Source organism: Streptomyces sp. NPDC127177, from assembly GCF_042672475.1.
Lineage (GTDB): Bacteria > Actinomycetota > Actinomycetes > Streptomycetales > Streptomycetaceae > Streptomyces.
The window spans coordinates 3,086-4,935 of the sequence record NZ_JBHXUW010000121.1 but is presented as its reverse complement, the minus strand read 5'-3'; the positions used below and the strand labels follow the sequence as shown (position 1 = coordinate 4,935).

The following is a 1,850-nucleotide window of genomic DNA, read 5'->3' as shown; positions in this document are numbered from 1 at the left end:
AACACAGTGGACGCGAGCAACTGAGGACAAGCCCTCGGCCTATTAGTACCAGTCAGCTCCACCCGTTACCGGGCTTCCACATCTGGCCTATCAACCCAGTCGTCTACTGGGAGCCTTAACCCTTCAAGAGGGTGGGAATACTCATCTCGAAGCAGGCTTCCCGCTTAGATGCTTTCAGCGGTTATCCTTTCCGAACGTAGCCAACCAGCCATGCCCTTGGCAGGACAACTGGCACACCAGAGGTTCGTCCGTCCCGGTCCTCTCGTACTAGGGACAGCCCTTCTCAATATTCCTACGCGCACAGCGGATAGGGACCGAACTGTCTCACGACGTTCTAAACCCAGCTCGCGTACCGCTTTAATGGGCGAACAGCCCAACCCTTGGGACCGACTCCAGCCCCAGGATGCGACGAGCCGACATCGAGGTGCCAAACCATCCCGTCGATATGGACTCTTGGGGAAGATCAGCCTGTTATCCCCGGGGTACCTTTTATCCGTTGAGCGACAGCGCTTCCACAAGCCACTGCCGGATCACTAGTCCCGACTTTCGTCCCTGCTCGACCCGTCGGTCTCACAGTCAAGCTCCCTTGTGCACTTACACTCAACACCTGATTGCCAACCAGGCTGAGGGAACCTTTGGGCGCCTCCGTTACTCTTTAGGAGGCAACCGCCCCAGTTAAACTACCCATCAGACACTGTCCCTGATCCGGATCACGGACCCAGGTTAGACATCCAGCACGACCAGAGTGGTATTTCAACGACGACTCCACAACCACTGGCGTGGCCGCTTCAAAGTCTCCCACCTATCCTACACAAGCCGAACCGAACACCAATATCAAACTATAGTAAAGGTCCCGGGGTCTTTCCGTCCTGCTGCGCGAAACGAGCATCTTTACTCGTAGTGCAATTTCACCGGGCCTATGGTTGAGACAGTCGAGAAGTCGTTACGCCATTCGTGCAGGTCGGAACTTACCCGACAAGGAATTTCGCTACCTTAGGATGGTTATAGTTACCACCGCCGTTTACTGGCGCTTAAGTTCTCAGCTTCGCCGACCCGAAAGTCAGCTAACCGGTCCCCTTAACGTTCCAGCACCGGGCAGGCGTCAGTCCGTATACATCGCCTTACGGCTTCGCACGGACCTGTGTTTTTAGTAAACAGTCGCTTCTCGCTGGTCTCTGCGGCCACCCCCAGCTCACCGAGTAAATCGGATCACCAGTGATGGCCCCCCTTCTCCCGAAGTTACGGGGGCATTTTGCCGAGTTCCTTAACCATAGTTCACCCGAACGCCTCGGTATTCTCTACCTGACCACCTGAGTCGGTTTAGGGTACGGGCCGCCATGAAACTCGCTAGAGGCTTTTCTCGACAGCATAGGATCATCCACTTCACCACAATCGGCTCGGCATCAGGTCTCAGCCTCAATGTGTGACGGATTTACCTACCACACGGCCTACACCCTTACCCCGGGACTACCACCGCCCGGGCTGGACTACCTTCCTGCGTCACCCCATCGCTTACCTAATACAAGTCTGGTTCGTCGGCTCCACCACTACCCTCAACTCCGAAGAGATCGGGCCGGCTTCACGGACTTAGCATCGCCTGATTCAGTATTGGGCGTTTCAAAGCGGGTACCGGAATATCAACCGGTTGTCCATCGACTACGCCTGTCGGCCTCGCCTTAGGTCCCGACTTACCCTGGGCAGATCAGCTTGACCCAGGAACCCTTAGTCAATCGGCGCACACGTTTCTCACGTGTGTATCGCTACTCATGCCTGCATTCTCACTCGTGAACCGTCCACAACTCGCTTCCGCGGCTGCTTCACCCGGCACACGACGCTCCCCTACCCATCCA

At 56.2% G+C, this 1,850-nt stretch carries 1 rRNA gene (cut by a window edge); it reads right to left on the bottom strand.

The features are described 5' to 3' along the window. Positions 1-22: 22 nt before the first annotated feature. Positions 23-1,850, bottom strand: a 23S ribosomal RNA gene (locus tag ACFVJX_RS35890) (it continues 1,372 nt past the right edge of the window).